General features: G+C 72.7%; 32 protein-coding genes and 1 tRNA gene. 23 read left to right on the top strand and 10 right to left on the bottom strand.

Features of this window, described 5'->3' with window-relative positions:
• Positions 1-7 precede the first annotated feature (7 nt).
• Positions 8-334, bottom strand: coding sequence for a hypothetical protein (locus ACQF4J_RS09650; protein ID WP_351573354.1), 327 nt, complete (start codon positions 332-334; stop codon positions 8-10).
• 86 nt (positions 335-420) lie between these two features.
• A complete protein-coding gene (locus ACQF4J_RS09645) occupies positions 421-1,599 on the bottom strand; it encodes a Glu/Leu/Phe/Val dehydrogenase dimerization domain-containing protein (RefSeq protein WP_351573357.1) in 1,179 nt (392 codons plus the stop codon).
• Positions 1,600-1,997: 398 nt separating this feature from the next.
• Here ACQF4J_RS09645 and ACQF4J_RS09640 point away from each other — a divergent pair, with 398 nt between their 5' ends.
• The 8 genes from ACQF4J_RS09640 (at position 1,998) to ACQF4J_RS09605 (ending at position 8,979) form a co-directional block, all read left to right on the top strand.
• Positions 1,998-3,242, top strand: coding sequence for an MBL fold metallo-hydrolase (locus ACQF4J_RS09640; protein WP_427165470.1), 1,245 nt, complete (start codon positions 1,998-2,000; stop codon positions 3,240-3,242).
• 254 nt (positions 3,243-3,496) lie between these two features.
• On the top strand, positions 3,497-3,673 hold the full coding sequence (locus ACQF4J_RS09635; protein ID WP_351804491.1) for a hypothetical protein: 177 nt from the start codon (positions 3,497-3,499) through the stop codon (positions 3,671-3,673).
• 451 nt (positions 3,674-4,124) lie between these two features.
• Entirely contained in the window at positions 4,125-6,221 is a 2,097-nt protein-coding gene (locus ACQF4J_RS09630; protein ID WP_427165469.1) for a sensor histidine kinase, read from the top strand.
• 68 nt (positions 6,222-6,289) lie between these two features.
• On the top strand, positions 6,290-6,724 hold the full coding sequence (locus ACQF4J_RS09625; RefSeq protein ID WP_272174322.1) for a roadblock/LC7 domain-containing protein: 435 nt from the start codon (positions 6,290-6,292) through the stop codon (positions 6,722-6,724).
• 2 nt (positions 6,725-6,726) lie between these two features.
• Positions 6,727-7,098 (top strand): DUF742 domain-containing protein, encoded by a 372-nt coding sequence (locus ACQF4J_RS09620; protein WP_351804527.1) that lies wholly within the window; start codon positions 6,727-6,729, stop codon positions 7,096-7,098.
• A complete protein-coding gene (locus ACQF4J_RS09615; protein WP_058921822.1) occupies positions 7,076-7,675 on the top strand; it encodes a GTP-binding protein in 600 nt (199 codons plus the stop codon). Before ACQF4J_RS09620 ends, ACQF4J_RS09615 begins: the two co-directional genes overlap by 23 nt.
• A 61-nt stretch (positions 7,676-7,736) precedes the next feature.
• On the top strand, positions 7,737-8,321 hold the full coding sequence (locus tag ACQF4J_RS09610; protein WP_351804487.1) for a GAF domain-containing protein: 585 nt from the start codon (positions 7,737-7,739) through the stop codon (positions 8,319-8,321).
• A gap of 58 nt (positions 8,322-8,379) precedes the next feature.
• Positions 8,380-8,979 carry a TetR/AcrR family transcriptional regulator gene (locus ACQF4J_RS09605; RefSeq protein WP_351804485.1) on the top strand — a complete coding sequence of 200 codons (600 nt, stop codon included), beginning with the start codon at positions 8,380-8,382 and terminating at the stop codon, positions 8,977-8,979.
• Here ACQF4J_RS09605 and ACQF4J_RS09600 read toward each other — a convergent pair.
• Genes ACQF4J_RS09600 through ACQF4J_RS09590 form a run of 3 tightly spaced genes read right to left on the bottom strand, consistent with a single transcriptional unit; the run spans position 8,976 to position 11,099 of the window.
• Positions 8,976-9,581 (bottom strand): GPP34 family phosphoprotein, encoded by a 606-nt coding sequence (locus ACQF4J_RS09600; RefSeq protein ID WP_351573374.1) that lies wholly within the window; start codon positions 9,579-9,581, stop codon positions 8,976-8,978. The two genes, ACQF4J_RS09605 and ACQF4J_RS09600, sit on opposite strands and share 4 nt — an antisense overlap.
• Before the next feature lie 13 nt (positions 9,582-9,594).
• Entirely contained in the window at positions 9,595-10,815 is a 1,221-nt protein-coding gene (locus tag ACQF4J_RS09595; RefSeq protein ID WP_427165468.1) for a YbfB/YjiJ family MFS transporter, read from the bottom strand.
• Positions 10,812-11,099 (bottom strand): muconolactone Delta-isomerase family protein, encoded by a 288-nt coding sequence (locus ACQF4J_RS09590; protein ID WP_351573380.1) that lies wholly within the window; start codon positions 11,097-11,099, stop codon positions 10,812-10,814. Before ACQF4J_RS09590 ends, ACQF4J_RS09595 begins: the two co-directional genes overlap by 4 nt.
• A 111-nt stretch (positions 11,100-11,210) precedes the next feature.
• On the opposite strand from ACQF4J_RS09590, the gene ACQF4J_RS09585 reads away from it, so the two are divergent.
• The 10 genes from ACQF4J_RS09585 (at position 11,211) to ACQF4J_RS09540 (ending at position 18,594) form a co-directional block, all read left to right on the top strand.
• Positions 11,211-12,140: a LysR family transcriptional regulator gene (locus tag ACQF4J_RS09585; RefSeq protein ID WP_427165467.1), complete on the top strand. Its 930-nt coding sequence runs from the start codon at positions 11,211-11,213 to the stop codon at positions 12,138-12,140.
• A gap of 128 nt (positions 12,141-12,268) precedes the next feature.
• Positions 12,269-12,982 (top strand): SDR family NAD(P)-dependent oxidoreductase, encoded by a 714-nt coding sequence (locus ACQF4J_RS09580; protein ID WP_351573386.1) that lies wholly within the window; start codon positions 12,269-12,271, stop codon positions 12,980-12,982.
• An 18-nt stretch (positions 12,983-13,000) separates the two neighbouring features.
• Entirely contained in the window at positions 13,001-13,369 is a 369-nt protein-coding gene (locus tag ACQF4J_RS09575) for a YybH family protein (RefSeq protein ID WP_427165466.1), read from the top strand.
• 199 nt (positions 13,370-13,568) lie between these two features.
• Positions 13,569-14,597 (top strand): L-threonine 3-dehydrogenase, encoded by a 1,029-nt coding sequence (gene tdh, locus ACQF4J_RS09570; protein ID WP_351573392.1) that lies wholly within the window; start codon positions 13,569-13,571, stop codon positions 14,595-14,597.
• Between the two features lie 27 nt (positions 14,598-14,624).
• The gene (locus ACQF4J_RS09565) at positions 14,625-15,827 is read left to right on the top strand and encodes a glycine C-acetyltransferase (protein WP_427165465.1); all 1,203 of its coding nucleotides are present in this window, start codon (positions 14,625-14,627) and stop codon (positions 15,825-15,827) included.
• Between the two features lie 56 nt (positions 15,828-15,883).
• On the top strand, positions 15,884-16,795 hold the full coding sequence (locus tag ACQF4J_RS09560) for a LysR family transcriptional regulator (protein ID WP_351573398.1): 912 nt from the start codon (positions 15,884-15,886) through the stop codon (positions 16,793-16,795).
• A gap of 35 nt (positions 16,796-16,830) precedes the next feature.
• A complete protein-coding gene (locus ACQF4J_RS09555; protein ID WP_351573401.1) occupies positions 16,831-17,448 on the top strand; it encodes a helix-turn-helix domain-containing protein in 618 nt (205 codons plus the stop codon).
• Positions 17,445-17,990: a GNAT family N-acetyltransferase gene (locus ACQF4J_RS09550; RefSeq protein WP_351804477.1), complete on the top strand. Its 546-nt coding sequence runs from the start codon at positions 17,445-17,447 to the stop codon at positions 17,988-17,990. Before ACQF4J_RS09555 ends, ACQF4J_RS09550 begins: the two co-directional genes overlap by 4 nt.
• A 30-nt stretch (positions 17,991-18,020) precedes the next feature.
• Complete coding sequence (locus ACQF4J_RS09545) at positions 18,021-18,380, top strand: MmcQ/YjbR family DNA-binding protein (protein WP_351573407.1); 360 nt, start codon at positions 18,021-18,023, stop codon at positions 18,378-18,380.
• Between the two features lie 140 nt (positions 18,381-18,520).
• Positions 18,521-18,594: transfer RNA gene (locus tag ACQF4J_RS09540), tRNA-Pro, on the top strand.
• A 57-nt stretch (positions 18,595-18,651) separates the two neighbouring features.
• Here ACQF4J_RS09540 and ACQF4J_RS09535 read toward each other — a convergent pair.
• Together ACQF4J_RS09535 and ACQF4J_RS09530 are read right to left on the bottom strand one after the other, a co-directional pair.
• The gene (locus ACQF4J_RS09535; RefSeq protein WP_351573410.1) at positions 18,652-18,822 is read right to left on the bottom strand and encodes a hypothetical protein; all 171 of its coding nucleotides are present in this window, start codon (positions 18,820-18,822) and stop codon (positions 18,652-18,654) included.
• Positions 18,823-18,896: 74 nt separating this feature from the next.
• Positions 18,897-19,184 carry a metal-sensitive transcriptional regulator gene (locus ACQF4J_RS09530; protein WP_351573413.1) on the bottom strand — a complete coding sequence of 96 codons (288 nt, stop codon included), beginning with the start codon at positions 19,182-19,184 and terminating at the stop codon, positions 18,897-18,899.
• Between the two features lie 118 nt (positions 19,185-19,302).
• On the opposite strand from ACQF4J_RS09530, the gene ACQF4J_RS09525 reads away from it, so the two are divergent.
• From ACQF4J_RS09525 to ACQF4J_RS09505, 5 genes are all read left to right on the top strand, one after another.
• On the top strand, positions 19,303-21,429 hold the full coding sequence (locus tag ACQF4J_RS09525; RefSeq protein WP_427165464.1) for an alpha-galactosidase: 2,127 nt from the start codon (positions 19,303-19,305) through the stop codon (positions 21,427-21,429).
• Between the two features lie 107 nt (positions 21,430-21,536).
• A complete protein-coding gene (locus ACQF4J_RS09520) occupies positions 21,537-22,067 on the top strand; it encodes a MarR family winged helix-turn-helix transcriptional regulator (RefSeq protein WP_427165463.1) in 531 nt (176 codons plus the stop codon).
• Between the two features lie 144 nt (positions 22,068-22,211).
• Positions 22,212-22,829 carry a DsbA family protein gene (locus tag ACQF4J_RS09515; protein WP_427165462.1) on the top strand — a complete coding sequence of 206 codons (618 nt, stop codon included), beginning with the start codon at positions 22,212-22,214 and terminating at the stop codon, positions 22,827-22,829.
• Between the two features lie 49 nt (positions 22,830-22,878).
• Positions 22,879-23,685, top strand: a complete 807-nt coding sequence (locus tag ACQF4J_RS09510) for an MBL fold metallo-hydrolase (protein WP_427165461.1) — start codon at positions 22,879-22,881, stop codon at positions 23,683-23,685.
• Positions 23,686-23,687: 2 nt separating this feature from the next.
• Positions 23,688-24,098, top strand: coding sequence for a nuclear transport factor 2 family protein (locus ACQF4J_RS09505; RefSeq protein ID WP_351573421.1), 411 nt, complete (start codon positions 23,688-23,690; stop codon positions 24,096-24,098).
• Positions 24,099-24,158: 60 nt separating this feature from the next.
• On the opposite strand, the gene ACQF4J_RS09500 is transcribed toward ACQF4J_RS09505, so the two are convergent.
• From ACQF4J_RS09500 to ACQF4J_RS09490, 3 genes are read right to left on the bottom strand one after another with little or no spacing between them, the layout of a single operon-like run.
• Complete coding sequence (locus ACQF4J_RS09500) at positions 24,159-25,178, bottom strand: glycoside hydrolase family 43 protein (RefSeq protein ID WP_351804467.1); 1,020 nt, start codon at positions 25,176-25,178, stop codon at positions 24,159-24,161.
• A gap of 28 nt (positions 25,179-25,206) precedes the next feature.
• On the bottom strand, positions 25,207-25,494 hold the full coding sequence (locus ACQF4J_RS09495) for a DUF1905 domain-containing protein (RefSeq protein WP_351804465.1): 288 nt from the start codon (positions 25,492-25,494) through the stop codon (positions 25,207-25,209).
• Between the two features lie 4 nt (positions 25,495-25,498).
• A complete protein-coding gene (locus tag ACQF4J_RS09490) occupies positions 25,499-26,275 on the bottom strand; it encodes a DinB family protein (RefSeq protein ID WP_351573430.1) in 777 nt (258 codons plus the stop codon).
• Positions 26,276-26,282: the final 7 nt, after the last annotated feature.

The raw sequence follows: 26,282 nt of genomic DNA, 5'->3' as shown, positions 1-26,282 counted from the left end.
GGTCAGCCTATTCCGTCGTCGCTGCCGGCGCCGGGTCGGACCGATGTTTGACCAGTTCCACCGGGTACAGCTCGGTCCTGGCGATCGCCGCGTCGCGCTCCCCGGACAGGGACGTGCGGCGCTCGTCGGCCATGAACCCGTCGTAACCGGCCCGCGAGGCGAACTCGATCAGCTGGATCTCGTCCGGGCGGCCCTCGGCGCCGTCGGCCCGGGCGCGCTGCAGAATCCGGCCGTCGTGCCGGCCCAGCAGGGCCAGCACCTTGTCCTCGTACGCGGCCAGGGCCTCGGCGGCGCCGGGACGGGCCCGGAGCAGACAGCACAGGCGAATCCTCATGGTCCGCGTCCCTGTCCGGGGTCACCCTCAACTCCTGCCCGACCGGCCGCCGATGGTCGACGAGGGGCCTTCCGGCCCCGGCCCGTTCAGCGGTACCAGCCGAACCGCTCCGCGATCACCGGCAGCCGGTCCCCGACGATGGCGTGGGCGGCCGCGCGCGGGGTCGTGCCGTCGGCCTCCGCGCGGACCAGCATCTGGTCGACCAGGGCGCGCATCGAGCGGCGCGTGTGGGCGAACGCCTCGTCCGCGTCCGGGCCGATGTCGCCGAAGAGAGTCCACCACCACCAGGCGTTGGTACCGGAGTTGACGACGACGTCGGGCAGCACGGTGACCCCGCGCGCGGCCAGCAGCTCCTCCGCCTCGGGCAGCACGGGCATGTTGGCCGCCTCGACGATCCAACGGGCCCCGATCCGCTCCTGGTCCGCCGTGTCGATCGCGTACGAGACGGCCGCCGGCACCAGCACCTCCGCCTCGGCCGCGAGCCAGGCGTCGCCCGGCAGTTCGCGGTCCCCGGGCCGCAACACCGCACGGTCCACGGTGCCGTACCCGTCGCGCGCGGCCAGCAGCGACTCCACGTCCAGGCCGGCGGGGTTGGCGATGGTGCCCTTGATGTCGGCCACCGCCACGACCGAGAGCCCCGCGCGCGCGAGGAAGCGCGCCGTGGCCCCGCCCATGGTGCCCAGGCCCTGCACGGCGACCCGCGTTCCCGCGTGCGGCACGCCCGCCCGGTCCAGGGCGGCCAGCGCCGACTCCGCGACACCGCAGCCGCCGACGAGTTCGTCCAGCCCGATGCCGTCCACCTCGACGGCGAACGCTTCCGCGAGCCGCCGCCGTGCCGTCACCTCGTCGTCGAGCAGCGGATACACCGCCTGGATCGAGGAGACGAGCCCCGCCTCGGCCGCCGCCCGGTCCACCGTGTCCTGGGTCAGCCCGAGGTCCTCACCGGTGGTCCAGAAGTCCTCGATGTACGGCTTCATGGCGCGCAGGTAGCGCACCAGCAGTCCGTACGCCCCCGCGTCCCGGGGATCGCAGTCGATGCCGCCCTTGGCGCCGCCCAGCGGGACGTAACGGCCCTCGGGGTTGTAGTGCAGCGCCTCCTTCATGGTCATCCCGCGGGCGAGCCCGGCGACCTCGTCCAGCGTGCAACCGGCCCGCATGCGCAGTCCGCCGCTGGCGACACCGCGGACCAGCCGGTCGACGACCAGGAAGCCCTGGTGGCCGGTGACGTGGTCGGTCCAGGTGAGCGACATCAGGGGAGCGGTCATGAGGTTTCCTCGGAGACGCCGATCAGAGGGGACCGGGTGGTGGGGAGGGGGAGAGTACTACTGAATCGTCGGTCAGTATCGAGAGGGTGCTTCCGGTTGTCAACGGAACCCGGGGAACGGGCGTGCTCGCCGAGCCGGCAAGGCTCAGCGCCGGCGGCGGGAATGGGCGCCGGGGATTCCCGGTTCCCCAGGTGGTGGGTTCGCTTCCTGTGGGAGGCGGGCGCCGCGGTGCAGCAGGTGAGCCGGGGAGCAGCAGCACGACCTCTGCCTCGCAGAGGTCGCGAGCGGCCGCATCTTTGGGCTTTCCTTGGAAAGAGCCCGCCGGGACCGCATGACTCGGGTGTTGTCAGTGGAGCCGACCATAATGGAATGCCTCACCGACTCCACCTGGAGGTAGCGTGTCCGGTTTCCGTCCCCTGAGCTCCGGGCTCAAGGCGCTGCAGCCCGAGGCTTTCGGCGCGGATCCCACTGGTGAGCGTCTGGCGCGCATTCGCAGATCGCCGCACTTCAAGGACGGGGTCTTCCAGAATCCCGGCGGCCCGACGAGCCGCCCCTCCATCTCGATGGTGGACTTCGCGAAGGTCTACTTCGACAAGGACGAGCGGCCCCGCCGCGGCCCCCAGGGCACGGTTCCGGTGCACGCCACCACACTCGCCGACATCGCGAAGCCGCCTGCCACCGGGCTGCGGCTGACATGGATGGGGCACTCCAGCGTGCTCGCGGAGATCGACGGCCACCGGGTGCTCTTCGACCCCGTCTGGGGGCAGCGCTGCTCCCCGTTCCCGTTCATCGGCCCCAAGCGGGTGCACCCGGTGCCGCTGCCGCTGGCGGCGCTCGGTCCGGTCGACGTCGTCGTCATCTCGCACGACCACTACGACCACCTGGACCTGCCCACCATCAAGGCGCTGGCCGACACGGACACCCTCTTCGCCGTCCCGCTCGGCGTGGGCGCCCACCTCGAACACTGGGGTGTCTCCGCCGACCGGCTGCGCGAGCTGGACTGGCACGAGTCGACGAGGGTCGGCGGCCTCACGCTGACCGCCACTCCCGCCCGCCACTTCTGCGGCCGCGGTATGCGCAACACCCAGCACACCCTGTGGGCGTCCTGGTCCGTCGCCGGTGACGAGCACCGGGTGTACCACAGCGGCGACACCGGCTACTTCGACGGCTTCCGGGACATCGGCGCCGAGCACGGCCCCTTCGACGCCACGATGATCCAGATCGGCGCCTACTCCGACTTCTGGCCCGACATCCACATGACGCCCGAGGAGGGCATGCGCGCCCACCTCGACCTCCAGGGCGGGCAGCCGCACGGCGTGATGCTGCCGATCCACTGGGCCACCTTCAACCTGGCGCCCCACCCGTGGGCCGAGCCCGGCGAGGGCACCATCGAGGCCGCCCACGCCACCGGCTCGCGTATCGCCCTGCCCCGCCCCGGCGAGCCCTTCGAACCCACCGCAGAGACGGTTCCCTCCGAACCGTGGTGGCGCGGGGTCGCCCATGCCCCCGACGGCGGCTGGCCGACGGCCCTCGCCGGAGCGGCGCTCAAGACGGCGGCCGACGACCGGACCGACACCGAGAACGCCGCGTCCCGGAGCGCGGACGAGGGCACGGGGGAGCCGGAGGCGGTACCTGCCGGGTGACGTCGGTGGCGGCGGCTCAGGACACTGAGTCCGGAGGGGCGGCTCGGGCGGTGAGCGCGGAGAAGGGCGGCTCGGGCAGTGAGCGCGGTGGCGTGCGGCCCGGGACTGTGAGTCCGGCGGAGTGCGGCTGGCGACGTTGAGGAAGCGGTCGCCGGGCTCTGTGTCGTCGCCGCCCTCGGGCTCACCGCTCACATGCAGCCGGCCGGTCCGCCCCACCGGTCGCCGGTGAAACCGGACCGCCCTCGATCGCGCCGGTGGCGCGGGCCGCCGGTTTCGCCGGCACCGCCGTCGACGAGATCCGTATCGACTCCGTGGCGCGGGACTCCGTACGGATCCACCTGCACGCCGTGCACACCGACGGCGGCACCGCCGAGTACGCGGGCTCCTGCACGGTGCGCGACGGCACCGCTCCGCGAACCCCTGCCGGGTGATGGTCGTGTCCTCGTCGTTGACACGGACAGTGACGTTCAGGGGGTGACTCCGGTGGGCGGAAAGGGGGGTGAAACGGTCCCGTCGGGGCGGTGGGCGGACAAGGGGTGGGCGGTGTCCGTGGTCGGTTCCTTCTCGCGCCCGGAATCACGGGGGCGGGCGCCCTGTATCGCTGTGACCGCTTCTGACCAGCTCTGATCGATCCCTTCTTGGGCGGGATCGCGCGTCCCCTGGGTTTATCGGTCTGTCGTGCGACGCCTCATACCAGAGCGGGACGCTCTGCGTGGGACTTTGTCAACTGCCCACCGCACATGATGCCTTGGCGACTACTGTGAGTGTCCGTCGGGCGATGCGGGGCCGCATTCCTGTCCCCCACTCGACCGACACGACGGCGCATGCCCGAACCGCGCACGCCCGCGCCCCAGGCACCGACGGACCAGCACGAGGAATCCGATGTCTCACCTCCGCGCACCGGCCGCACGCGCAGACCGCCGCGAGGGCGGACGGCACGGACGACCGGTCGCCCGCACAGCGCCCTCGCTGCCCGAAAACCACATACGGCCCCAGCTGCTCAGGCTCGCCGTACTGCCGCCCGTGGCGGTCGCCCTGAGCGCCAGCGCCGCCGTCCTGTTCACGGTCCGCTCGACCGGCGCCCGCCCCGGCCTCACCCTGTGGGGCGTGCTCGCCGGCGCCGTCTCGGTCGCGCTGGCGGGCATCCTGATCGCCGCCGTCGCCGCCGACCGGGCCGCCAGGTCCGTGAGCGACCGCATCGGCGCCCTGCGCCGCAGCACCGCCCGCGGCGAGGCCGACCTGCGTGCCCTCGTCGAGACACTGCGCCGCGGCGACGCCCCGCCCCAGCGCAAGCCGCGCGGCGCGCCCGCCGACGACGCCGAGGACTTCGAGCTGCTCGCCGCCGACCTCGCCCGCGCGCACGACGGCGCCGTCACCGCCGTCGTGCAGGCCGCCCAGCTCTCCAGCCAGGCCGGCAGCGAGCAGAAACTCGAGGTCTTCGTGAACCTCGCCCGGCGGCTGCAGTCCCTGGTGCACCGGGAGATCTCGATCCTCGACGAGCTGGAGAACGAGATCGAGGACCCGGACCTGCTCAAGGGCCTCTTCCACGTCGACCACCTCGCCACCCGCATCCGACGGCACGCGGAGAACCTCGCCGTCCTCGGCGGCGCGGTCTCCCGCCGCCAGTGGAGCCACCCGGTCCCCATGACCGAGGTGCTGCGCTCCGCCATCGCCGAGGTCGAGCAGTACTCCCGGGTCAAGCTGGTGCCGCCGATCGACGGCACCCTGCGCGGCCACGCCGTCGCCGACGTCATCCACCTGCTGGCCGAACTCGTCGAGAACGCCTCGGTGTTCTCCGCCCCGCACACCCAGGTCCTGCTCCGGGCCACCCTCGTCACCTCCGGCCTCGCCGTCGAGGTCGAGGACCGGGGCCTCGGCATGCCCGTCGCCGAGCAGAAGAAGATGAACGCCCTGCTGGCCGACCCCGACCAGGTCAACGTCGCGAGCCTGCTCGCCGACGGCCGGATCGGACTGTTCGTGGTCTCGCAGCTGGCGCGTCGGCACGGCATCAACGTCCGGTTGCAGACCAACATCTACGGCGGAGTGCAGGCCGTACTCGTCGTACCTCAGGGGCTGCTGGGGCCGACGCCCGGCCTGCCCGGGGGCGCGGCGCAGCCCCAGAACCGTACCGGCGGTACGACAGCGGCGGTGCCGCCGCACCCCCGGCAACCGCAGCCGCAACCGCAACCGCAACCGCAACCGCAGCCACCGTCCCGCACCGGAGCCGACGCCGCCGGGCGCCGGGCCGTACTCCCGCCGTCCGCACCGCGCCACGGCGAGCAGTGGGACGGCGACGGCACCGGGTCACCCCTCCGCAACGGCGCCGTGTCGCACGGGACCACGGCAGGCGGCGGTCCCGCGCCCCTGCCCGTGCGCGGCTCCCACGAGGAGCGGCCCAACCCGGCGGAGGCGCTGCCCGGCATCAGGCCCGACGACCGGCACCTCGTCGCGGACCACGCGGCCGCGCCGCCCACGTCCCGCACCGGCACCGTCCGCGGCACCATGGGCAGGCCCCCTCAACTGCCCCGCCGCCGCGCCCAGGAACACATCGCGCCCCAGCTGCGCGACGGTCCGGCACCCCGCCAGGACGCCGACCACGTCGCCGGTCACGACCCCGGCCTGATGGCCGCCTTCCAACGAGGCATCGGTCTCGCCGAGGCCCAGCAGCACCTGGAGGCGGAGCACCTGGAGGCGGAACACATGGGGGCTGACCACACGGGGGCGGACCACATGTCGGTACCCCACATGGAGCGCCTGCACAGCGTCCCCACCGCACGTCTGGACGCCCCCCATACGGACGTCACCGCCACCACTCCGCCGCGCCCCATGGACGTATCACCCAGGGACGTATCGCCCAGGGACGTATCGCCCAGGGACGGGTCACCCATGGACCCGGCCCACATAGCCCAGGCGCGCCCCGCCTCCGCGCGCGGCACCGACCACCCCACCCGGCGCGACGGGAGCGCACCCGCCGGATGACCACCGCAGCCCCCACCCCCGCCCCCACCGCTCCCGCAGACCTTCGTACCCCAAGGAGTCGATCCACCATGGCGAGCGATGCGCCGACCGGCCATGCATCCGATCTCGACTGGCTGATGAGCGGCCTCGTGCAGCGCGTACCGCACACCACCAGCGCGGTACTCCTCTCCTGCGACGGGCTCGTGAAGTCGGTCCACGGCCTCGACGCGGACAGCGCCGACCACATGGCGGCGCTGGCCTCGGGCCTGTACTCCCTCGGCCGCAGCGCCGGGGTCCGCTTCGGCGACGGCGGAGAGGTCCGCCAGGTCGTCGTCGAGCTCGACTCGACCCTGCTGTTCGTGACCACCGCGGGCTCCGGGACCTGCCTCGCGGTGCTCGCCGGCCGCGAGGCCGACGCGGCCGTCCTCGGCTACGAGATGGCCATGCTGGTCAAGAGCGTCCGCCCGTACCTGGCCACCGCGCCCCGGCAGCACGCCGTCGAACCCACGGCGATGAGGCCTTGAACGTGACGGCGGCGGGCGACGGGCCCTGGCTCGACGACGCGGCCGGCCGGCTGGTGCGCCCCTTCACGGTCAGCAACGGCCGCACCCGGCCGACCATCGCCCTCGACCTCCTGTCCCATGTGATGGCCACTGGCGCCACGCCCCTCGGCTACCTCGGCCCCGAGCACCAGCAGGCCCTCGACCTGTGCCGCGCGCCCGTCTCGGTCGCCGAGCTGGCCGCCCATCTCAAGCTGCCGGCGGTGGTCACCAAGGTGCTGCTGTCGGACCTCGTCGACTGCGGGGCGCTGACCACCAAGCCCCCCGAGTTCCACCACGCCCCGACCGACCGGGCCCTACTGGAGGCAGTGCTCGATGGACTACGACGACAGCTCTGACCCCTTCCCGACCGCACTGAAGATCCTGGTCGCCGGAGGGTTCGGAGTCGGCAAGACGACCTTCGTGGGCGCGGTGAGCGAGATCGCGCCGCTGAGCACGGAGGAGCTGCTCACCACGGTCAGCGCCGCGACCGACCGGCTCGACGGGATCGAGAACAAGGTCGAGACGACGGTGGCCATGGACTTCGGCCGCATCACCCTCGATCCGGAGCATGTGCTCTATCTGTTCGGCACGCCCGGGCAGGAGCGGTTCTGGTTCATGTGGGACGAACTCTCCGAAGGGGCGCTCGGCGCGGTCATCCTGGCCGACACCCGCCGCCTGGAGGAGTGCTTCGCCGCGGTCGACTTCTTCGAGCAGCGCGGCCTCGGCTTCATCGTCGCCATCAACGAGTTCGACGGCTCCTACCGCTACGACCCCGAAGAGGTCCGTGCCGCCATCGACCTGCCCCCGGAGATCCCCGTCGTGCGCTGCGACGCCCGTATCTCCAGCTCGGGTGTGCAGACCCTGCTGACCCTCGTCCGCCATCTCATCGCACACGCCCCGGCCCACGCGCCGAGCCACGGCGCCCACATGTGATTCCCGAACACCCGCCATGGAGCCCCTACATGACCCGCGTCCACAGTGACGGAGCCCGCCCATGAGGTACGACCCGGCGCGCCCCGCCGGTCGACTGCTGCTCACCCCCGAGGACAAGGAGGCTCCCGCCCGCACCCTGCGCCTGTGCCAACTCGGCCTGAACGAACACCCGGACCCCGGTCTCGACGCCTACGCCGGCCGTCTCGCCGAGGTGACCGGGGCGCCGTACGCCATGGTCAACTTCATCGACGAGAACCGCCAGTTCTTCGCGGGCCTGCGGGTGCCGGACGTACCGCCGGCCGTCGTCGTCAGGGCCGACGGCAGCGCACCGGTGCTCGGCCGCGAACTGACCCGCGACCACGGCTTCTGCCCTCATGTGGTGGTGCGGCGCAAGGCGCTGGTGCTGGAGGACGTGCGTGACTACCCGCGGTTCGCGGGCAACGCGATCGTCGACGAGTTCGGCATCCGCTCCTATCTGGGCGCGCCGCTCGTCGACAGTACGGGCATGGTGCTCGGCACGGTGTGCGTGGCCGACGTGGAGCCGCGGCCGTGGGGCCGGCCCGGCCTCGAGAGCATCAAGGCCTCGGCGGCGGAGCTGGTGGCGCGGCTGGAGCGGCGTGAGGCGGACGGGCTTCCGCTGCTGTGACCCGGGGACCGGCCACCATCACTAGCCGACCGGTCCAATACTTCCGTACGCTGTCCGTATGGGACGCACCAGCGACGCCAAGCACAAGATCCTCGGTGCCGCGCGCTCGCTGATCGAGGGGCGCGGCTACTCCGCCCTGGGCGTGGCCGAGATCTGCAAGGCCGCGGGGGTGCCGAAGGGGAGTTTCTACTACTTCTTCGAGTCGAAGGAGGCGCTCGCGCTCGCCGTCGTCGACGAGCACTGGGCGGCCCAGAAGCGCGACTGGACCCGCGCCCTGGGCGGTGACGCGGAGCCCCTGCGGCGCCTGCGGCGGCTGTTCGAGGAGACGGAGGCCGGGCAGCGCGCCGTCCAGCAGGGCTGCGGCACCGTCTCGGGCTGCCTGTTCGGGAACCTCACCCTGGAGCTGAGCAACCAGACCGAGGCCGTCCGCGAGCGGTTGCAGGAGATCTTCGAAGCGCAGATCGGCATGGTCGAGGCGGTGATCGCCGAGGCCCGTGAGCGCGGCGACGTCACCGTGACCGACACCCGCCGGGCCGCGCGCGCGGTGGTGGCCCAGTTGGAGGGCCAGGTGATGTTTGCCAAGCTCTACAACGACACCGGCCGACTGAGCCCCCTGTGGGACAACTGCCGCGCCCTGCTGGGCACCACCGGTTCCTAGTAACCCCGCCAGACGTTGTCGAACGCCGCGTCCTCGATCTGGCGGCGTTGGCGGACGGCCTCCAGTTCCATCACCGCGTTGCCGACGGCGGCCAGTACGGTCGTGGCCGTGTCGCCCGCCAACTCCTCGGGGATCTCGGGCGGTTCGGCGCCGATGCCGGCCGCGGCGGCGAGTGCGGCGAGGACGGGTTCGCCCGCCGCCCGGCGCTCCTCGGCCGCGCGCCGGGCCGCCGAGTCGACCAGCACCGAACGCCCGGTCCGCAGCGGAATCCGGCGGCCCCGCGGCCGGGCCGTCAGCCCGACCCGCTCCAGGTCGTCGACGTAGGCCGCGGACAGCCCGCGGCCCCGGCGCCACAGCCAGTCCTCGACCGACTCGTACGGCTCCTGCCGTACGAGCGCCGCCGCGGCCTCGTCCAGCAGCCGGTCGCCGGTGGGGGACTGGGCGCTGGGCAGGATGCGATCCCCGTCCAGGACGAGGGCCTTCGCCTCGACGAGGTCGAACACCTCGGCCGCCGCGAGCGCGAGCGACAGGTCGCCCTGTTCCACCGGCTTGTCGGTCGCCACGTCCAGGGCGACGATCGCGAGGTCCCGTGCGGTGGTCATGTGCGGCTCCACGTCAGTCGGCCGAGTGCGGGGCGAGCGCGCCCGCTTCCTCGCTCGATTGTCGCCGCCCCGCCGGTCCCGTGCGCTGCGTTGCCGGCATGTGGTGCGGGAAACCGACGCCCAGCAGGGCGGCGGCCGCGGCCGCGGCGAGGACGACCAGGGCGGCCAGGAGCAGCGCCTGCCGGTAGCCGTGGTGCAGCAGCGGCGCCACCGCCAGTGGGCCGAGGATCTGGCCGACGGAGTACCCGGCGGTCAGCAGGGCGACCGAGCGCGGGAAGCGCAGGTGGGCCCCGATGCCGAGGGCGAGCGTGCTCACGCCGATGAACGTGGCGCCGAACAGCACCGCCGAGCCGTAGGCGGCCGCCGTACCGCCGGCCAGGGCGGGCAGGGCGATGCCCGCCGCCTGCACCACGAGCGCCGTGACCAGCAGCCCGGGACGGGACCAGCGGCGCCCCAGCCGCGCCCACAGCGCCGAGGACGGTACGGCGGCCAGCCCGACGAGCACCCAGGCGCCGCTGCCGACCGGGCCGGGGGCCTCCTGTCCGATCGCCGCGACCAGGAAGGTCCCGGCGACGATGTACCCGACGCCCTCCAGGGTGTAGCTGACGAACAGCGCGCCGAACCAGCGGTGCGTGCGGGGCCGCGCCCCGCCCCCTGCCACCCGGGCGGCGGGCGCCGCCTCCGGCCGCAGGTTCCAGCAGGCGGCGGTGAGCAGCGCGGAGAGCACGGCCGCCGCCCACCAGGCCGTACGCCAGTCGCCGAAGGACCGCAGGACCAGGACCAGCAGGCCGGACAGGGCGATCCCGCCGCCCACGCCGCCGAACGCCCAGCCGGACAGGTGCGGCGGACGGTCGCGCAGGTGGTGCAGGAGGGATCCGGCCGCGACGACGAACACCAGGGCGCCGGCCGCCCCGGCCGCCAGCCGCAGCAGGGCCCAGACGGCCGTGCTGTGGGTGAGCGGCATCGCGGCGAGCGTCCCGGTCAGCAGCAGCAGCGACCCGCGCAGCACGGCGCGCGAGCGGGTCAGCGCGGGGGCCAGGATGCCCGCGAGCGCCCCGGCCAGGTAGCCGACGTAGTTGGCGGTGGCCAGGTTCGCCCCGGAGGCGGCCGGCAGGCCCGCCCCGGTGTGCATCAGGGGCAGGATCGGGGTGTAGACGAAGCGGCCGACGCCCATGCCCGCCGCGAGTGCGGCGGCGGCCCGGGCGACATGGGTCCAGGGGGAGGAGCGCCTCATCGGCCCGGATCGTTCGGGTGCGACTCCAGCGGGGTGACCGTGACGGCCATCCACGGGCGCAGCGGCAGCGTGCCGAGCACCTTCTCGTGCAGCTCCGCCTCGTCGGTGGCCCGCCAGACGCCGATGCTGCGCAACTCGCCCACCGGGCGCCACAGTCGGGCCAGATGGCCGGTGGCGGCCAGTTCCCGGGCGCGGACGGCCTCGGCGGCCCGCCGCCGGTCGACCTCGTCCTGGCCGGTGCCCTCGGGGACGGTGGTGGTGATCTCGACCAGGAACTCTCGCATGACGCACTCCGTTCGTGCTCGTCGGTGAGCCCATCGTGCGTCCGCCCCCGGCACACCTGCCACGACCGGCTTCCTCGCTGCTGATAGGCCCGGCCTACCAGCGCGCGTAGCATGGCGCGCGTGGAACTGCGCCAGCTGCGGTACTTCGTCGCGGTCGCCGAGGAGCTGAACTTCGGCCGGGCCGCCGAGCGGCTGCTCATCGCGGGCCCTTCGCTCTCCCAGCAGATCAAGGCGCTCGAACGGGACCTCGGGGTACGGCTCTTCGACCGGGACCGCCGCTCGGTCTCCCTCACGGCGGCCGGCGCCGACCTGCTCCCGCACACCCGGGCCCTGCTGGAGCGGGCGGACGATCTCGAGCGCCGGGCCGGCCGGCTGTCGGGTTACCGGCCGGTTCGCCTCGGATACGTCAACTGGCTGCCCGCCGACCTGGCTTCGCGCACGGCCTCGGTCGCCCAGGTCCGGGTCGACGCCTGGGTCGCCCCCTCCCACACGCAGGCCGCCCGGGTCGCCGACGGCAGCCTGGACCTAGCCGTGTGCTGGGTGCGCGACGAGGACCTGAAGCGGCTGGGGCTGCGGGCCCGGCTGATCGGCGCCGACCGGCTCTACGCCGTCGCCAAGGGCACCGACACCGGCGAGGTGGCCGCGGGGGAGACGGACGTCCTCATCGACGACGACATCACCTCCTGGCAGTCCTGGAACGTCTACGCCGAGGAACTCGCCCTCAGCACCGGGGCCCGTCCGGTGCGCATCTCCGACGGGGCCGTCACCGGCCCCGCCTTCTTCGACCACGTCCGCCGCTGCCGCCGCCCGGTCCTCAACTCCCCCAAGGGGCAGGGCGACCCGATCCCCTCCGACCTGGTCCGCCGCGAGATCGTCGCCCCGAAGGTGTACTGGACGTGGTCGCTCGTGTGGCGCGAGAAGGAGGACCGCGCCGCCGTCCTCGCCACCGTCGACTCCCTGTGCGACGGCGTCGGCGACCTCGGTATCCACGCCCCGGACGCCTGGCTGCCCGCCGGCGATCCGTACGCGCTCCCGGGCTGACCTGCGCTGGGAGGTTCAGCCTCCCACGCGGTAGGGAACCGATCCTTCCGTCCCCGTGCGGTCCGGCCTAGCTTCCAGATAGTCGACCGGTCGGCTAGTAGCCGGTCATCACTTCGGAGAAGGTCACCATGAGCACGCAGAACCAGAAGGTCGCGATCGTCACCGGCGCCTCCCAGGGCATCGGCGCCGCAATCGTCGAGGGCTACCGCAAGCTCGGCTACGCGGTCGTCGCCACCTCGCGCACCATCGCCCCCGTCGACGACGCCGGCGTCGTCACCGTCCAGGGCGACATCGCCGACCCGGCCACCGCCGAGCGAGTCGTCGCGGCCGCCGTCGAGCGCTTCGGCCGTATCGACACCGTGGTCAACAACGCGGGCGTCTTCGTCGCCAAGCCGTTCACCGACTACACGGCCGAGGACTACGCCACCGTGACCGGCATCAACGTCGCCGGCTTCTTCCACCTCACCCGGCAGGCCGTCCCGCACCTGCTCGCCCAGGGCGGCGGCCACATCGTCAGCGTCACCACGAGCCTGGTCGACGCCGCCGACTCCCGGGTCCCCTCGGTCCTGGCCTCGCTCACCAAGGGCGGTCTGCAGTCCGCGACCAAGTCCCTCGCCATCGAGTACGCCACCCGCGGCATCCGGGTCAACGCGGTCTCGCCCGGCACCGTCAAGACCCCCATGCACCCGGCCGAGACGCACGACTTCCTCGCCGCCCTGCACCCCGTCGGCCGGATGGGTGAAGTGGGCGACATCGTCGACGCCGTGCTCTTCCTGGAGACGGCACCGTTCGTCACCGGCGAGATCCTGCACGTCGACGGCGGCATGAGCGCCGGCCACTGACACCTCCGAGGAGCAGCCATGACCAGCACGACAGCCGACGAGAGCGTCCTGCGCGGCGTCCTCGACCGGTGGAAGGCCGCGGTCGACGAGCACCGGCCCGAACTCGTCGCCTCGGTCTTCACCGAGGACGCGATCTTCCAGGGGCTCCACCCCTACAGCGTCGGACGGCAGGGCGTCGCCGAGTACTACGACTCCCAGCCCCTCGGCATGAAGGCCGCGTACCGCATCCTGGAGACCCGGCGGCCCGCCGACGGACTCGTCCTCGGCTACCTGGCCGTCGAGTTCTCCTTCACGGACCGGCCGCCCCTGGACGTCAAGCTCTCGGTCCTGGTGACCCGGGAGGGCGACGAGTGGCACATCGGCCACTACCAGGTCTCCCGGCTGTGAGGCGGCTCCGGGCTCGAGGCGTCTCCGGGACGTGTGGCGTCTCCGGGGCGTGAAGCGGATCTGCGGCGCGGGTTAAGAAACTCTCGATGGACCGGGGCGGGAACGTGCGGCAGATTGCTACGCGATCCCACCCCTCTCCCCGGATGCGGGCTTCCTCGGCATGCCCGCGCCCGGGGTCTCACCGTCAGGAGCCGTAGCGTTGAAGGCGCTGGTCAAGGAGAAGGCGGAGCCCGGGCTGTGGCTCGCGGACGTCCCGGAGCCCGCGGTGGGACCCGGTGACGTACTGATCAAGGTGCAGCGCACCGGCATCTGCGGCACCGACCTGCACATCCGCTCCTGGGACGGCTGGGCGCGGCAGACGATCCGCACCCCGCTCGTGCTCGGGCACGAGTTCGTCGGCGAGGTCGTCGAGACCGGGCGGGACGTCGCGGACATCAAGGCCGGTGACCGGGTCAGCGGGGAGGGCCACCTGGTGTGCGGCAAGTGCCGCAACTGCCTCGCCGGCCGCCGCCACCTGTGCCGGGCCACGGTCGGGCTCGGTGTCGGCCGGGACGGGGCCTTCGCCGAGTACGTCGCCCTTCCCGCCGCCAACGTCTGGGTGCACCGGGTGCCGGTGGATCTCGACGTCGCGGCGATCTTCGACCCGTTCGGCAACGCCGTGCACACCGCGCTGTCCTTCCCGCTGGTCGGCGAGGACGTGCTCATCACCGGCGCCGGGCCGATCGGCCTGATGGCCGCCGCGGTGGCCCGGCACGCCGGCGCCCGCAACGTCGTGATCACCGACGTCAGCGAGGAACGGCTGGAACTGGCCCGCAAGATCGGCGTGAGCCTGGCGCTGAACGTCTCGCAGTCCCGGATCGCCGACGGGCAGCGGGAGCTGGGGCTGCGGGAGGGCTTCGACATCGGCCTGGAGATGTCCGGCCGGCCCGAGGCCATGCGTGACATGATCGCCAACATGACGCACGGCGGACGTATCGCCATGCTCGGCCTGCCCGCCGAGGAGTTCGCGGTCGACTGGGCCCGTATCGTCACCTCGATGATCACCGTCAAGGGCATCTACGGCCGGGAGATGTTCGAGACCTGGTACGCGATGTCGGTGCTGCTCGAAGGCGGCCTCGACCTGTCGCCCGTGATCACCGGCCGGTACGGCTACCGCGACTTCGAGGCGGCCTTCGCCGACGCGGCGAGCGGCCGCGGCGGCAAGGTCATCCTCGACTGGACCGCGTAAGTCATCAGCATCCATAGGAGCTTTGAGATGTTCGACTCCGTGCGCGACGACCTGCGCGCCACCCTCGACGAGATCCGCGCCGCCGGCCTGCACAAGCCCGAGCGTGTGATCGGCACCCCGCAGTCCGCGACCGTCAACGTCACCGCGGGCGGCCGCCCCGGCGAGACCCTCAACTTCTGCGCCAACAACTACCTCGGCCTGGCCGACCACCCCGAGGTGATCGCCGCCGCCCACGAGGCCCTCGACCGCTGGGGCTACGGCATGGCGTCCGTGCGGTTCATCTGCGGTACGCAGGAGGTGCACAAGCAACTCGAGGCGCGCCTGTCGGCGTTCCTCGGCCAGGAGGACACGATCCTGTACTCCTCCTGCTTCGACGCCAACGGCGGTGTCTTCGAGACCCTGTTGGGCCCGGAGGACGCGGTGATCTCCGACGCCCTCAACCACGCCTCCATCATCGACGGCATCCGGCTGTCCAAGGCCCGCCGCTTCCGTTACGCCAACCGTGACATGGCCGACCTGGAACGGCAGTTGAAGGAGGCCGCGGGTGCGCGGCGCAAGCTGATCGTCACCGACGGCGTGTTCTCGATGGACGGTTACGTCGCGCCGTTGCGCGAGATCTGCGACCTCGCCGACCGCCACGACGCCATGGTCATGGTCGACGACTCGCACGCCGTCGGCTTCGTCGGCCCCGGCGGCCGGGGCACCCCCGAACTGCACGGCGTCATGGACCGCGTGGACATCATCACCGGCACCCTCGGCAAGGCCCTCGGCGGCGCCTCGGGCGGCTACGTGGCGGCCCGCGCCGAGATCGTCGCCCTGCTGCGCCAGCGCTCGCGCCCGTACCTCTTCTCCAACACGCTCGCCCCGGTGATCGCGGCCGCCTCCCTGAAGGTCCTCGACCTGCTGGAGTCGGCGGACGACCTGCGCGTCAGGCTGGCCGAGAACACCGCCCTCTTCCGCCGCCGGATGACCGAGGAGGGCTTCGAGGTCCTCCCCGGCGACCACGCCATCGCCCCGGTGATGATCGGCGACGCCGCGAAGGCGGGCCGGCTGGCCGAGCTGCTGCTGGAGCGGGGCGTGTACGTGATCGGCTTCTCCTACCCCGTGGTGCCGCAGGGGCAGGCCCGTATCCGCGTCCAGCTGTCCGCCGCGCACTCGACCGAGGACGTGAACCGGGCCGTCGACGCCTTCCTGGCCGCGCGGACGCAGCTGGAGGCCGAGCAGGACTGAGGCCGGGGCCCGGCCGCCGCGATCGGTGAAGGGGCCCATTTGAGACAATCGACTCCATGATCGAAGCGCGGCGGCTCCACATCCTGCGTGCGGTGGCCGACCACCGCACGGTGACGGCGGCTGCCGCCGCGCTGTACCTCACCCCCTCGGCGGTCTCCCAGCAGCTCACCGCCCTGGAACAGGAGACGGGTCACCGCCTGGTCGAGCGCGGCGCCAAGGGCGTACGGCTGACCCCGGCCGGCGAGATCCTGCTCAGCCACACCAACGCGGTCCTCGCCCAGCTGGAGCGCGCGGAGGCCGAGCTGGCCGCGTACGGATCGGGGGCCGCCGGCACCGTCACCGTCGCCGCCTTCGCCACCGGCATCGCCCAGGTCGTCGCCCCCGCGGTGGCCCGTCTCGCCGAGTCGGCGCCCGGCATCCGCATCCGCGTCCAGGACGCCGAGGGCGACGCCAGCCTGCCGATGGTGCTGGACCGGCAGGTCGACGTGGCCGTCGCCGTGGAGTACCGGGGCGCCCCGCCCGCCGACGACCCGCGGCTGACCCACGTGTCCCTGTACGCCGAGCCGTTCGACGCGGTCGTGCCCGTGCGCCACCGGCTGGCCGAGGCCGCCGAGATCCCGCTCGCCGACCTGGCCAAGGACGCGTGGATCGGCCCGTACCCCGGCAACCCCTGTCACGACGTGGTCGTGCTGGCCTGCGAGAGCGCCGGGTTCCAGCCGCGCCTGGAGCACTCCTCGGACGACTTCCGCGCGGTCGTCGCCCTCGCCTCGGCCGACGCCGGTGTGGCCCTCGTACCGCGGTCGGCGCTGAGCGGGATGGACCTCGCCGGCGTCGTCGTACGGCCCGTCGACGGCGTCGCGCCCACCCGCCGGGTCTTCGCGGCCGTACGACGCGGGGCCGAGGAGCATCCGCTGATCCGCCCCGTGCTGGAGGCGCTGCGCGAGGCGGCCGGAGTGAAGACTCCGTAACCTGTCTGTTTCATATCAGGGATATCGTCCCGGATGTGAAACGCGATGAGCTCGCCGGGGACGTCTCGTCCTCGGCCCCGTCCTCGGCCTCTGCCCCGGACCCGGTCGACGCCCGGCTCGCAGCTCGGCTCGCCGAGCTGCGAGCCGAACACGGCTGGTCGCTGGGGGAGCTGGCGGAACGCAGCGGCGTCAGCAAGTCCACCCTCTCCCGCGCCGAACGGGCGGAGATCAGCCCCACCGCAGCACTGCTCAACCGCCTGTGCGCCGTCTACGGGCGGACCATGTCCCTGCTGCTCGCCGAGGTGGAGGCGGAGCCCACGCTCCTGGTGCCGGCCGCCGAGCAGCCGGTGTGGCGGGACCGCGCCTCCGGCTTCGTACGACGGTCCGTCTCGCCGCCGCACGCCGGGCTGCGCGGCGAACTCGTCGAGGGGCGGCTCGCCGCGGGAGCCGACCTCTCCTACGACCGGCCGCCCGTACCCGGCCTGGAACAGCACATCTGGGTCCTGGAAGGAGCACTCGACGTGACGGCGGGAGAGACGGAGCACCACCTCGGCACGGGGGACTGCCTGCGGCTGCGGGTGTGGGGGCCGACGCGGTTCCGGTGCGCGGGCCCGGCGGACGTGCGCTACGTACTGGCGGTGGTGCTGCCATGATCGTCAAGCGCCTGGACCACGCCGAACTGCTCGCGTGCGCGCCCGGATTGGCCGACCTGCTGGTCGACACCGTCGAAGGCGGCGCCTCGATCGGCTTCCTCGCGCCGCTCGACCGGTCGGAGGCCCTCGCCTGGTGGCGGGAGCGCGCCGCCGGCACCGCGGCGGGCCGGCTCGCGGTGTGGGTGGCCCACGACGGCGGTCGGCCGGTCGGCACGGTGAGTCTGGACTTCCCGGACAAGCCCAACAGCCGCCACCGGGCCGAACTGGTGAAGCTGATGGTGCACCGGGACGCCCGCGGGCAGGGCCTCGGCCGCCGGCTCCTGACCACGGCGGAGGAAGCCGCCGCCGCGGCCGGAATCACCCTGCTGCACCTGGACACCGAGACCGACAGCCCCGCCGAGCGGCTCTACCGGACGGCCGGCTGGAGCCGGATCGGCGCCATCCCGGACTACGCGGCGGCCCCGGACGGGGTGCTGAGACCGACGTCGATCTACTGCAAGGCCCTTGGCCGGGAGACGGGCGCCGACGCTCCCACCAGGTGATTGTCAGTGGCGGCGGCTAACGTGCGGAGCATGCCGGATGCCGAAGACGTACGCCGAATCTGCCTCGCCCTGCCGGACACGACGGAGAAGATCGCCTGGAGCATGCCCACCTTCAGAGTCGCGGGGAAGATGTTCGCCACGCTGCCCGAGGACGAGACCTCCATCGCCGTGCGCTGTCCCAAGGAGGAGCGCGACGAACTGGTGCTGGCCGAACCGGCGAAGTTCTGGATCGCCGACCACGAGGCGCAGTTCGCCTGGGTCAGGGCCCGGCTCGACGCGATCGAGGACGAGGACGAACTGCGCGACATACTCGCCGACTCCTGGCGCCAGGCGGCCCCGTCCCGACTGCTGGACGCCTATCCGGAGTTGGGGACGCCGTCCGGCGACTGACCGGCGGGGGCGCCGGCGCCGGGGGGCGGGGCCCGTGGGCGGGCGCGGGGCCCGCGAAAAGCCGTGCGCGACCATGGACTCGAGTGCGGTATGGTTTCCCTGCGTGTTCGGCCCGGGGAAACCCCAGGTCAGACGGGCACCGGGACGTGGCGCAGCTTGGTAGCGCACTTGACTGGGGGTCAAGGGGTCGCAGGTTCAAATCCTGTCGTCCCGACGGTGCGAAGGGTCTTCGCGGGCGAGAGCCTGCGAGGACCCTTTTTCGTGCGTCCGCTCAGGAACGCCCGCCGAACAGGCGCTTGAACAGTCCTGCGGCCGGAGCCTCGTCCTCGGAGCAGGTGCAGCGCTGGGAACGCGGGACTCCGGCGAGTACCTGGTCGACGTGCATGCCGCAGCCCCGGTACGTGATGCCCTTGCACTTTCGGCAGACCGCTTGTCGGCACATGAGGTGTTCTCCTTCGGATTCGGGATTCGGGATTCGGAGTCGAGATTCGGGGTCGCCGAGACGGTCGACGGTGATCAGGCGAGTGAGAGGAAGAGTTTCTCCAGGCGGGCGCGTGTCCGCTCCTGCCCCCCGGCGGGGTCCGTCGCGCTCTCGCCGTCCACGACGCACTGCTGCAGGCCGGTCGCGATGATCGCGAATCCCGCGCGGTCGAGCGCCCGCGACGCCGCCGCCAGCTGCGTGACGACGTCCTCGCAGTCCCGCCCCTCCTCGATCATCCGGATCACTCCGGAGATCTGTCCCTGTGCCCGCCGCAACCGGTTCAGTACCGCGCGCAGCTCCGTGTCCGTCGGTTCGAGCTCCATGACCACTGTCCTCTCGGATACCCCCGGGGGTAATTGTACGCGAGGTGGGCGGTCCGAGTAGCAGGGCCCGGTCCTGGAAAGATCTGCTGAAGCCCGCCCGCCACCGAAGGGAACCGCGTTGACCAGTGCCGTCGAAGCAGCGGAGGGATCGGTTCTCTGGTCCCAGGAGGTACTCGGGCTGAGGGCCGTCGTGGGTCCCGGTGGGTCGGTCAGGCTGGGGGCGCCCGGACAGGACGGGGACACCCTGCTGCCCCTGGTGGAGGTCGCCGCCACCGGCCACGGGCGCACCTGGTCGGGGGAACGGTTCATCGACACCGCGATCGGTGAGCGCCTCGCCCACCGCGGCCACGAGACGGTCCAGGAAGGGGAGTGGCACCGCACGACGATCGCGCTCGCGGACCCGGTGACCGGCCTCACCGCCGAGGTGAGTCTGCGGACCCGCCCCGGCGCCGGCTTCGTCCGCTCGCAGGTGCGCCTGGTCAACGAGGGTGCCGTCCCGCTGCGGCTGGAGAGCGTGTCGAGCCTCGCGCTCGGCGGTCTCGCCGCAGGCGCCCTCGACGGCCTCACCCTGCACTGGGCGGACAACGACTGGCTCGCCGAGTGCCGTTGGCGGCAGGCGCCGTTCCGTGACCAGGTCGTCCGGCTGAACCGAGCCGCCCACGGCCACGAAGGCCGCGGCTGCTTCGAGCGCTTTTCGCAGGGCAGTTGGTCCACGGGCCGGCATCTCCCGGTCGCCGCGCTCACCGACCCGACGGGGCGTGCGTGGCTGTGGCAGATCGAGTCCAGCGCCGGCTGGCGCTACGAGACCGGCGAACGCGAGGGCGCCGCCTACGTCGCCCTGTTCGGCCCCGACGACGCCCACCACCAGTGGCAGCAGGTCCTCGCGCCCGGCGAGGAGTTCAGCACCGTCCCCGCGACCCTCGCCGGCGTCGCGGCGGGCGGCCTGGACGCGGCCTTCGGGCAACTCACCGACTGCCGGCGCCGCATGCGCCGCGGCCACCCGGACCACACGGCTCTCCCGGTGATCTACAACGACTACATGAACACCCTGATGGGCGACCCCACCACCGAGAAGCTGCTGCCGCTCATCGAGGCGGCGGCCGCCGCCGGCGCCGAGGTCTTCGTCGTCGACGCCGGCTGGTACGACGACGACGCCCAGGGCTGGTGGGACGCCGTCGGCGCCTGGGAGCCCTCCGGCCGTCGCTTTCCGGGCGGCATCCAGCAGGTCCTGGACGCCGTCAGGGAGCACGGGATGACGCCGGGCCTGTGGCTGGAGCCCGAAGTGGTGGGCGTACGCAGCCCGTTGGCGCGCACCCTGCCGCCCGAGGCGTTCTTCCGCCGGGGCGGCATACGTGTCACCGAGCACGGCCGCCACCACCTGGACCTGCGCCACTCCGCCGCCCGCGCCCACCTCGACCGGGTCGTCGACCGGATCGTGGGGGAGTGGGGAGTGGGCTATCTGAAGCTCGACTACAACATCAACGTCGGGCCGGGCACCGAGAGCGGCGAGGAGGGCGCCGGCGCGGGACTGCTCGGGCACCATCGCGCCCACCTCGACTGGCTGGGCGCCGTTCTCGACCGGTATCCCCGACTCATCCTGGAGAACTGCGGCTCGGGCGGACTGCGCATGGACTACGCCCAACTCGCCCTCACCCAGGTGCAGTCCACCAGCGACCAGCAGGACCCCCTGCGCTGTCCGCCGATCGCGGCCGCGGCCGCCACCGCGGTGACGCCCGAGCAGGCCGCCGTATGGGCCTACCCCCAGCCGCACTTCGACCCGGACCTGATCGCCTTCACCCTCACCGGCGCGATGACGGGACGCATCCACCTGTCCGGGTTCCTCGACCGCATGGACCCGGAACAGTTCGACCTCGTCCGCACCGGGCTGTCCGTCTACAAGGAACTCCGTGCGGAGATCCCCACCGGCCTGCCCTTCTGGCCGCTCGGCCTGCCCGCGTGGGAGGACTCCTGGATCGCTCTCGGCCGGCGCGGAGCCGACGCCGACTGGCTCACGCTGTGGCGACGGGACCCGGCCCCCGGTGACGACGCCACCGGCAGCACCCGCACCGTCCCCCTCGACCACCTCCGCGGCGCCCGCGTCACCCCCACGCTCCTCTACCCGGCCACCGCCGACGCCATCACTCACTGGGACGCCGCCCACGGCCGCCTCACCGTCACCCTGCCGCGCCCCGACACCGCCGTACTCCTCCGCCTCGACCGGACGGCGCCGCTCCAGGAGACGTGACGACACGCGGTCCCGGGCGCGGCCGCGCCGGCCGCCGGGTCCGGCGCGGCGACGGAAGTTCCGGGGGTGTCCGCGTGCGGGGGCGGGATCCACGGCATGATCAGTGGATGGATGCCGTGGACGACCGGACGGGTGGTGGGAACGTGGACGAGCGGGCGGAGATCACGTCGCCCAAGGACGCCGCGGACAACGCGCTGGTGCTGGCCTTCGGGCGGCTGCAGGGGGCCGCGAACCGGCTGGAGTACATCCTCGGCCGGGCGCTGGAGCGCGAGTGCGGCATCAGCCACCTCATGTTCGAGGTGCTGCTCATCCTGGGGCGGGCGGAGGGGCCCGGGCTGTCGATGCGGGCCATCGCCCAGGAGCAGGTGCTGACCACGGGCGGTGTCACCCGCCTGGTGGACCGGATGGAGAAGGCGGGACTGGTCGCGCGCGCCGAGGATCCCGACGACCGGCGCGGCCGACTGGTGAGGCTGACCCCGCTGGGCGAGGAGACCGTCGTACGGGCCTCCCGGCTGCACGTGGAGAACATCCGACGCCATTTCCTGGCGCCGCTGCCGCCCGAGGACCGCGACCGGTTCGCCGAGGACCTGCGCATACTCAGCCACTCCGCACGCGACGAGCTGCCCCGGCTGCCCTGAGAGCCCTCCGGGGCCGAGGGGGCCAGGGGCATGCAGGCGTACGGCGAGCGCCATACCGCTGGCGAAATATCTGACGAGTCAGTTACTGTTCCGTCAGGTGAACCGCTCGCAGTCGGCGAGCGCCGCACCCTGTCGAGGTCCTCGATGAAGCTCGTCCACGTCTACGACGCCTACTGCGGCTGGTCGCACGGGTTCTCCGGAACGCTGCGTGAGGTCGTCTCCCGCCATCCCGAGCTGCCGGTCGAGGTCGTCTCCGGCGGGCTGTTCACCGGATCGCGCCGGGTGCCGATCCGCGAGTTCGGCTACGCGCAGGGGGCAAACGCCCGGATCGCCCGGCTGACCGGTGCCGAGTTCGGCAAGGCCTACGACCGGCTGATCGCCGACGGCTCGTTCGTGATGGACTCCGAGGCCGCCGCCCGCGGCACCGTCGCCCTGCGCGACGCCGCCCCGCACCGCGCGCCCGAACTCGCCGCCGCTCTCCAGCACGCCTTCTACGTCGAGGGCCTGAGCCTCTCCGACCCCGCGACCTACGGGACGCTCGCGGAGCGGGCCGGCCTCGACGCCGAAGCCGTGGTCACCGCCTTCCGGGCGCCCGGGACGCGGGCCGCGGCCGAGGCCGACTTCCGTCGGGCCGCCGAGCTCGGCGTCAACGCCTTCCCCACCCTCCTCGCCGTCCACGGCGACCGCGTCACGGTCCTGGCCGAGGGCCACGCCTCCGCCGACGACATCGACCGACGCCTCGCGGCCCTCGACGCCCACTGATCCCCTCCCGTTCCCGTCTCCCCGCCCCTCCTCCCGCAAGGAGCCAACGATGAGCACTCTCTCCTTCAAGGTCCTCGACCTGGACTTCCCGGCCGGCAGCAAGAACAAGACCGCCACCCTCGTCACCGGCGAGAGCGACGCGCTGCTGGTGGACGCCGCCTTCACCCGCGCCGACGGTCACCGGCTGGCCGCCGAGGTCCTCGACTCGGGCAAGCGGCTGACCACCGTCTTCGTCTCCCACGCCGACCCCGACTTCTACTTCGGCGCCGAAGTCCTCGCCGACGCCTTCCCCGAGGCGAAGTTCGTCGCCACCCCGCTCGTCATCGAGCACATCGCCCACTCCTACGAGGGCAAGCTCAAGGCCTGGGCGGCCCTCGGGGCGAACCTGCCCACCCGCCTGGTCGACCTGGAGCCGCTGAGCGGCGACCTCACCCTGGAGGGCCACCGCTTCGAGCTGAAGGGCGGCCCGGCCGGCCTGCCCGACCGGCACTACCTGTGGCAGGCCGAGCACCGAGCCCTCCTCGGCGGCGTCCTGCTCTTCCAGCAGGAGCACGTCTGGGTCGCCGACACCCCCACCCCGGGCGACCGCGCCGTCTGGATCGAGCTGCTCGACGAGATGGCCGCCCTCCGGCCCGAGCTGGTCGTCCCCGGCCACCGCCTGCCCGGAACCGCCGCCGACGCCTCCGCCATCACCGCCACCCGTGCCTACCTGGTCGCCTTCGAGGAGGAGTTGGGCAAGGCCGCCGACGGAGCCGCGCTGAACGACGCCCTGGTCAAGCGCTTCCCCGACCACGGCATGCTGATCGCCGCCCAGATCGGCTCGAAGGTCGCCAAGGGCGAGATGAAGTGGGGCTGACCATGGACGAGTTCGCCACCTCCACGGCACCCGCCGACGTCGTACGACGCCAGTACCTGGCCTCCGCGGCCGGTGACCTCGCGGCCCTGCGGGCCACTCTCGCGCCCGATGTGGAGTGGACGGAGATGGCCGGCTTCCCGCTGGCCGGCAACTACCGCACCCCCGAAGGCGTGACGTCGAACGTGATGGAGCGGCTGGGCAAGGAGTGGGACGGCTGGACCGCCCACGACGACACCTACGTCGTCGACGGCGAGAACGTCGTCGTCCTGGCCCGCTACACCGCGGTCAACAAGGCCACCGGCAGGCCGATCGACGTCCGCGTGGCCCACCACTTCGTCGTCCGCGGCGGACTCATCGTCCGCTTCGAGCAGTTCGTCGACACCGCGCTCGTCCGCGACGCCATGAAGGGCTGACGCCGTCCCGGCCGGGGACGTCCGGTGACCTCCGGACGTCCCCGGCCACGGTGGTCGCGCTCACCCGCCGCCGTCGAGGTCCGTGCGCTGCCGGAGCACGCGCAACTCGTCGCCGTGCAGCTCCATTTCGTACAGCTTGCCGCGGGCGTTCTCGAACGGGCGGTGCAGGACCATCATCAACCGGCCCTCGAAGGTGTGGAACAGCATGCCGTGCCCGCTGTCGTCGCGGACCAGGGGCCGTCGCTGTTCCCACGGGCCCCGCAGCTCACCGGAGCGGGAGACGGCGTAGGTCTGCACATATCCGCCGCCGAGGCCGCCGTCCGCGCCGGCCCGGTTCTTCTCGTACGTCGACCACAGCATCAACAGGGCGCCGTCCGCAGTGCGGTGCAGCTGCGGGCCGTCCGTGACGTAGGGCGGCAGCTGGTGCGGGACGCCGGCGGGGATCTGCTCCCCGAGCCAGGGCGCGTCCGAGCCCTTGAAGAGGAAGACGGGGTCCCCGACGGTTCGCGTCAGGTCCGGGGCCAGCCGGATCGCCTCCATCGTCCCGTCGACGGTCTGCAGCCACTCGTGGGCGTACACCATCCAGGGCTGCCCGCAGGGGTCGACGTACAGCGTCCCGTCGAGGGTCATGAGGTGGGCGGGCGGTGTGGGGCGGGAGGCGTCGACGAGCGTGAACGGCCCGAGCAGCGAGTCGGACACGGCGGTGACCGTGCCACGCCGGTGGGTCGGCAGCCGGAACGGCGTGCCGTAGTGGCCCGGGGGCGGTACCGGCAGCGGCTTGCTCTCGTCGTGCAGGGTGGTGAACAGGTAGTAACGGCCGTCCCGTTCGTGAACCTCCGGCGCCCAGCCGCCGTCGGCCGCCCACGGTTCGCTCTGCTCGGCGGCCAGGAAGACCACCGTGGGACGCGTCCAGTCGCGCAGGTCGCGGCTGCGGTAGACCATCGTGCCGACGCCCTCCACACCGGACACCGACGGGTCGTTGGAGGTGTACAGGTAATACGTGCGGGTGCCGCTGTCGGCGACGACGAACGGGTCGTGCAGCGGCATCTCGGCCAGCCGCATCACTTCGGTATCGGCCATGATCGAAGAATACGGGGGACGGCGGATCCTAGAGGCGGACGGTCATCCGCACCGCCACGTCGTCCCCCGCCGCCACGCCCTGCGGCACCCGCACGGCGTTCTTCAGGGGCAGCAGATAGCCGCCGTCCTTGGGGAACAGCGAGGTGGCGAAGGCGACTTCACCGATTTGGGCCTCGACCGGGACGACACCCCAGCCGTATGTGGCGGTCGCGGCCACCTCGCGGACGTCGGCGCACTCCTGGTCGGGCACGGCCACGAAGTAGTACGGCGCCGGCCCGCGCCACTCGATCACCCGGCCCGTGAAGGCGAGTTCCACGCGGTCAGCCCCTTCTCTCGAGCTCGGTCAGGTCGCGCTCGGCGTACATACGATGACACCACTCCTCGTTGAGGACCACGAGGAGGCAGTCGCGGACCGCGAAGGTCTCGCCCTCGTCCGGCCAACCGGGCCCGACGAGCGGTTCGGTGCGGGCGTCGAGCAGGTCGTCGGTCAGGCCGTCGACCACCCGCCGCACCGCCGCCATCGCCGCCCGCCGCAGGGCGAGCGCCTCGTCGAGCGAGGGACGGGCGTCACGGTCGTGGGGGACGCCCGGGCGGGGGCCCATCTCGTCCCACGGCAGGGACAGCGGGTGCCAGGGCGAGGGGTCGCGCAGGATGCAGCGCTCCACCCACGACTGGCTCGCGAAGGCGAGGTGACGCAGGGTCTGGATGAACGACCACTCCCCGCCCACGGACGCGTGGAGCGACTCCGGGGGCAGCCGGCGGGCCCGGGCGACGGTGGCCTCCCACAGCCGCTCGTCGAGGTCCCAGGCCGCACGGAACCCGTCGGCCGTGGTCGGCCGGAACCTGGGGCGGTCGGGGTGCCGGCGGTCCAGCTCGGCCTCCACCAGCGGTGCCACGTCGACGCCGTTGACCACGAGGTTCCTGATCTCGCCGTCGATGGTGGTGTCGACCAGCTCCACACCCCGCATCACGACGTGGTTCAGCTCGCACGACCGGAACGTCGCTCCGTCGAGCCCCACCGCGGTGAACCGGGCGCCGCCCAGGTCCGCGCGCTCGAACTCCGTGCCCCGCAGGTCGGTGAAGTCGCCGTCGCCCATGACGGTC

Origin of the sequence: Streptomyces sp. C1-1, assembly GCF_050214755.1 — a bacterium.
In the GTDB taxonomy this organism is placed as follows: Bacteria; Actinomycetota; Actinomycetes; order Streptomycetales; family Streptomycetaceae; genus Streptomyces.
This window is presented reverse-complemented; position numbering and strand designations above follow the sequence as displayed.

What these genes read in the sequence shown, in the direction of transcription:
- ACQF4J_RS09650 (WP_351573354.1), bottom strand. Translation starts at nt 334, where the DNA reads ATGAGGATTCGCCTGTGCTGTCTGCTCCGGGCCCGTCCCGGCGCCGCC.
- ACQF4J_RS09645 (WP_351573357.1), bottom strand. Translation starts at nt 1,599, where the DNA reads ATGACCGCTCCCCTGATGTCGCTCACCTGGACCGACCACGTCACCGGC.
- ACQF4J_RS09630 (WP_427165469.1), top strand. Translation starts at nt 4,125, where the DNA reads ATGTCTCACCTCCGCGCACCGGCCGCACGCGCAGACCGCCGCGAGGGC.
- ACQF4J_RS09625 (WP_272174322.1), top strand. Translation starts at nt 6,290, where the DNA reads ATGGCGAGCGATGCGCCGACCGGCCATGCATCCGATCTCGACTGGCTG.
- ACQF4J_RS09615 (WP_058921822.1), top strand. Translation starts at nt 7,076, where the DNA reads ATGGACTACGACGACAGCTCTGACCCCTTCCCGACCGCACTGAAGATC.
- ACQF4J_RS09610 (WP_351804487.1), top strand. Translation starts at nt 7,737, where the DNA reads ATGAGGTACGACCCGGCGCGCCCCGCCGGTCGACTGCTGCTCACCCCC.
- ACQF4J_RS09605 (WP_351804485.1), top strand. Translation starts at nt 8,380, where the DNA reads ATGGGACGCACCAGCGACGCCAAGCACAAGATCCTCGGTGCCGCGCGC.
- ACQF4J_RS09600 (WP_351573374.1), bottom strand. Translation starts at nt 9,581, where the DNA reads ATGACCACCGCACGGGACCTCGCGATCGTCGCCCTGGACGTGGCGACC.
- ACQF4J_RS09595 (WP_427165468.1), bottom strand. Translation starts at nt 10,815, where the DNA reads ATGAGGCGCTCCTCCCCCTGGACCCATGTCGCCCGGGCCGCCGCCGCA.
- ACQF4J_RS09590 (WP_351573380.1), bottom strand. Translation starts at nt 11,099, where the DNA reads ATGCGAGAGTTCCTGGTCGAGATCACCACCACCGTCCCCGAGGGCACC.
- ACQF4J_RS09585 (WP_427165467.1), top strand. Translation starts at nt 11,211, where the DNA reads ATGGCGCGCGTGGAACTGCGCCAGCTGCGGTACTTCGTCGCGGTCGCC.
- ACQF4J_RS09580 (WP_351573386.1), top strand. Translation starts at nt 12,269, where the DNA reads ATGAGCACGCAGAACCAGAAGGTCGCGATCGTCACCGGCGCCTCCCAG.
- ACQF4J_RS09575 (WP_427165466.1), top strand. Translation starts at nt 13,001, where the DNA reads ATGACCAGCACGACAGCCGACGAGAGCGTCCTGCGCGGCGTCCTCGAC.
- ACQF4J_RS09565 (WP_427165465.1), top strand. Translation starts at nt 14,625, where the DNA reads ATGTTCGACTCCGTGCGCGACGACCTGCGCGCCACCCTCGACGAGATC.
- ACQF4J_RS09560 (WP_351573398.1), top strand. Translation starts at nt 15,884, where the DNA reads ATGATCGAAGCGCGGCGGCTCCACATCCTGCGTGCGGTGGCCGACCAC.
- ACQF4J_RS09550 (WP_351804477.1), top strand. Translation starts at nt 17,445, where the DNA reads ATGATCGTCAAGCGCCTGGACCACGCCGAACTGCTCGCGTGCGCGCCC.
- ACQF4J_RS09545 (WP_351573407.1), top strand. Translation starts at nt 18,021, where the DNA reads ATGCCGGATGCCGAAGACGTACGCCGAATCTGCCTCGCCCTGCCGGAC.
- ACQF4J_RS09535 (WP_351573410.1), bottom strand. Translation starts at nt 18,822, where the DNA reads ATGTGCCGACAAGCGGTCTGCCGAAAGTGCAAGGGCATCACGTACCGG.
- ACQF4J_RS09530 (WP_351573413.1), bottom strand. Translation starts at nt 19,184, where the DNA reads ATGGAGCTCGAACCGACGGACACGGAGCTGCGCGCGGTACTGAACCGG.
- ACQF4J_RS09520 (WP_427165463.1), top strand. Translation starts at nt 21,537, where the DNA reads ATGGATGCCGTGGACGACCGGACGGGTGGTGGGAACGTGGACGAGCGG.
- ACQF4J_RS09515 (WP_427165462.1), top strand. Translation starts at nt 22,212, where the DNA reads ATGAAGCTCGTCCACGTCTACGACGCCTACTGCGGCTGGTCGCACGGG.
- ACQF4J_RS09510 (WP_427165461.1), top strand. Translation starts at nt 22,879, where the DNA reads ATGAGCACTCTCTCCTTCAAGGTCCTCGACCTGGACTTCCCGGCCGGC.
- ACQF4J_RS09505 (WP_351573421.1), top strand. Translation starts at nt 23,688, where the DNA reads ATGGACGAGTTCGCCACCTCCACGGCACCCGCCGACGTCGTACGACGC.
- ACQF4J_RS09500 (WP_351804467.1), bottom strand. Translation starts at nt 25,178, where the DNA reads ATGGCCGATACCGAAGTGATGCGGCTGGCCGAGATGCCGCTGCACGAC.
- ACQF4J_RS09490 (WP_351573430.1), bottom strand. Translation starts at nt 26,275, where the DNA reads ATGGGCGACGGCGACTTCACCGACCTGCGGGGCACGGAGTTCGAGCGC.